4 protein-coding genes are annotated in these 3,184 nt (G+C 73.5%); 2 read left to right on the top strand and 2 right to left on the bottom strand.

What is annotated here, in order from left to right:
• The coding region (locus AOK24_RS24795; protein ID WP_338060952.1) for an alcohol dehydrogenase catalytic domain-containing protein at positions 1-322 on the bottom strand (322 nt) is incomplete at its 3' end.
• A gap of 93 nt (positions 323-415) precedes the next feature.
• Here AOK24_RS24795 and AOK24_RS24790 point away from each other — a divergent pair.
• Positions 416-805 carry a MerR family transcriptional regulator gene (locus tag AOK24_RS24790; protein WP_055722287.1) on the top strand — a complete coding sequence of 130 codons (390 nt, stop codon included), beginning with the start codon at positions 416-418 and terminating at the stop codon, positions 803-805.
• Positions 806-884: 79 nt separating this feature from the next.
• Here AOK24_RS24790 and AOK24_RS24785 read toward each other — a convergent pair whose 3' ends face one another.
• Positions 885-2,234, bottom strand: coding sequence for a M20/M25/M40 family metallo-hydrolase (locus tag AOK24_RS24785; protein ID WP_055722286.1), 1,350 nt, complete (start codon positions 2,232-2,234; stop codon positions 885-887).
• A 92-nt stretch (positions 2,235-2,326) separates the two neighbouring features.
• Between AOK24_RS24785 and AOK24_RS24780 the strand changes: the two genes are divergently transcribed.
• Entirely contained in the window at positions 2,327-3,007 is a 681-nt protein-coding gene (locus AOK24_RS24780) for a GntR family transcriptional regulator (protein WP_055722285.1), read from the top strand.
• Positions 3,008-3,184: the final 177 nt, after the last annotated feature.

Raw genomic sequence — 3,184 nt, 5'->3', positions numbered from 1 at the left:
GGGTGAGCAAGTGGGCGGGCAGGGCGACCAGTTCGGACCAGGTGCCGCGGGCTGTGGCGATCTGGGCGGACATCGCGACGACCTGGTCTCCGGGCTCGAAGGGGGCGTCGTGCGCGGTGACGACCGTGCCGGAGAGGTCCCAGCCGAGGGTGGCGGGGAGGGCGGGGCCGACGTCCCACGCGCGGGTCTTCCAGTCGACCGGGTTGAGGCTGCTCGCGGCGGTCCGGACCAGGACCTCGCCGGGGGCCGGGACCGGGTCGGGGACCTCGCAGACGGTAAGGGCCTCGGGGCCGCCGTGGTGGTCGATCTGCACTGCTCGCATGGTGCGTACTCCTCCGGGAGGGCGTCGATCTCGTTCGCCCCCGACGCTAGACTCTGACATCGGTGTGAGAGTCAAGCGGAGAGGGAACCGCCGGTGCGTATCGGGGAGTTGTCGCGCAGGACCGGGGTGCACGAGCGGCTGCTGCGGTACTACGAGGAGCAGGGGTTGCTGTGTCCGGCGCGGCGGCCCAGCGGGTACCGGGAGTACGCGGACGACGATGTCGACACCGTCCGGCGTATCCGCTCGCTCCTCGCCGCCGGGCTGAGCACCGCGACGATCGGCGCGATCCTGCCGTGCCTGCGCGATACGCCGGAGGGCTTGGTGCCGACGTGCCCGGACCTCGTCGCCGATCTGCACCGGGAGCGGGAGCGGATCGCGGGGTCGATCGCCGAACTCCAGGCGTCGCTGGGGGCGTTGGAGCGTGTCATCGCGGCGGCGCCGGAGGATGTGACGCGCCGGGCGCTGGCCGCGCTGGGGAGCTGAGCGCTCGGCGCCTGAGCGGGGAGACGCCCCGGGCGCGACGCCGGGTCCGGTGCGGCCGTCGTCCAGAGCCCGGGCCCGCCTACTCCGTTCCGCCCAGGAAGACGCGGACCACCTCGTCGAGTGCGCGAGTCGTGAGGTGGAGGCTCTCGACGTCCACGTGTTCGTCGTCGCCATGGAAGAGCTTGCGGGTCTTGCCGACGTCCCAGCCGGGCGCGTACACGCCGAAGCCGTACGCCACTCCCCCGGCGTCGCGGACGAAGCGGGCGTCGGTGCCGCCCGCGGTGAGGGTGGGGAGGATCTCGGCGTCGGGGAGCTGGTGGCGGATCGCGGCGCCCATCACGTCGTACAGGCGGCCCGCAGGGGACGCGGAGGCGGTGCGGCGGGACAGGCGCTCGATCTCGACGCGGTCGGCCAAGTCACCCAGGGCGGTGCGGAGTTCGGCGTCGATCTCGTCGTCGTCCTGGCCCGGCAAGGAGCGTACGTCGACCTCGACGACGGCCGTGGAGGGGATGACGTTGAGCTTGTCACCGGACTTCAGGACGGTCGGCGCGAAGGTGAGGTGGGTGAGGGCGTGGGCGAAGCGGGCGCTGTCGCCGAGGTGGACCAGGTAGTCGTCCAGCGTGGCGGGATCCAGGAGCCCGGCGGTGACGTCGGCGGGGAGGTGGGCGGCGTGGACGAAGTCGTGCCACCGTTCGTCGGTGCGGGCCGGGGTGCGGTGGCGGGCCACTCTGAGGGCGGCCTCGGCGGCGAGGAGGGCGGCGTTGTCGCTGCCCCAGGGCATCGAGCCGTGTCCCGCGCTGCCCCGGACGTGCAGGCGGCGCGGGAAGGCGCCCTTCTCGCCGACGGTGACCGTGACCGCGCGGGGTCCGACGTGGGCGCCCGCGCTCTCGGTGAGGGCGTGGTCCCAGGGCAGCAGGGCGGGGGCGTGCTCGGCGATCCAGCCGACGCCGTAGCGGCTGCCGGCCTCCTCGTCGGCGACGGCCGCGAACACCAGGTCTCCGGCGAGCCGGTGCGGCGCACGGGAGACGGCCTTGGTGACGACGGCCATCGCGGAGGTGAGGTTGAGCATGTCGATCGCGCCTCTCCCCCACACGATGCCGTCACGGACGTCACCGCTGAACGGGTCCCGGGTCCAGGTGCGCGGGTCGGCCGGGACGACGTCGGTGTGGCCGAGGAGCGTCAGCGCGGGGGCCTTCGGGTCGTGTCCGGGGACGCGGAAGAGGGTGGTGACGCGGCCGGGGACGGGTTCGACGCGTTCGGTCTCGACGGCCGAGTCGCAGAAGTAGTCGGCGAGGGTGTCGGCGGTGCGTGCCTCGCCGCCGGACTCCGGGGTCGGGGTGCCGTCGTTGACGCAGGCGTTGCGGATCAGCGCCGACAGCAGGTCGACCGTTTCCTGGGGGTCCGGGAGGGATTGCCGGTGAGGGCTCATACACTTCATCGTGGGTGCGTATGCATGCGGATACAAGCGGATACCCGGGTGAACTCGGCCGGGAGAAGGGGTCCGTGACAGGAGGGGTGCCCATGGGGCGGCGCACGGCGGAGGCCGAGGGCGGCGGGCAGGAGCGCGAGCCGCTCGCGGACTCGGGGAGCCTCTGCTACCGGCTGATGCGCGAGGACCTGCTCAGTGGGGCCCTCGACCCCGGAGGTCCGCTGCTGGAGACGGCACTGAGCACGCGGTACGGGGTGTCGCGTACGCCGGTGCGGGACGCTCTGGGCCGGCTCGAACAGGACGGTCTGGTCGAGCGGGTGGCGCGCGGCTACCGGGTCCGGGCGGTCACCGCGGAGGACATCCTGGAGATCCACGAGGCGCGGATCGCCCTGGAGTCGGCCGCCGCCGCGTCCGCAGCGCTGCGCCGCACCGACCTCGACCTGGCGCGGCTCGCGCACCACCATCGCCTGCTCGCCGAGCGGAGCGAGCCCGGTGAGATCGGCGCCGCCGACGCCCGTTTCCACGAGGCGCTGTGGCTGTCCGGCCACAACACGACCATCGCGGGGCTGCTGGAGCGGCTCGTGACCCAGATGCGGCTGTTCGACCGGGAGCCGTCGGCACCGGGGAACAGGGAGATCACGCACGCGGAGCACGAGCGCATCCTGCGGGCCGTACGGGAGCACGATCCGCGGGCGGCGCGCCGTGAAGTCGCCGCGCATCTGGGGCGCGACCGGGACGTGCGGCTCGCCGCGCTGGCCCGGACGCCCCTGTAGACGCCTCCTCACCTGATGAAAGGTTCCACCATGCCCGGCTTCCTCGACCTCGTCCCGGACCCCGAAGGGCGCCCCCTGCTGGGCATCCGCCGGTTCGACGAGCCGTTCCTCCTGACCGTCTCCCTCTCGCAGGGCCTGGGCTCCAGCGACCTGTGGCTCGACCGGGGGCGGGCGGGC

Source organism: Streptomyces niveiscabiei, from assembly GCF_001419795.1.
Classification (GTDB): domain Bacteria; phylum Actinomycetota; class Actinomycetes; order Streptomycetales; family Streptomycetaceae; genus Streptomyces; species Streptomyces niveiscabiei.
The sequence above is the reverse complement of the archived record's forward strand: the minus strand, read 5'-3'. Positions and strand labels throughout refer to the sequence as shown.

Excerpts from the sequence above, each read along its gene's own strand:
- AOK24_RS24785 (WP_055722286.1), bottom strand. The coding sequence starts at position 2,234 with ATGAGCCCTCACCGGCAATCCCTCCCGGACCCCCAGGAAACGGTCGAC.
- AOK24_RS24780 (WP_055722285.1), top strand. The coding sequence starts at position 2,327 with ATGGGGCGGCGCACGGCGGAGGCCGAGGGCGGCGGGCAGGAGCGCGAG.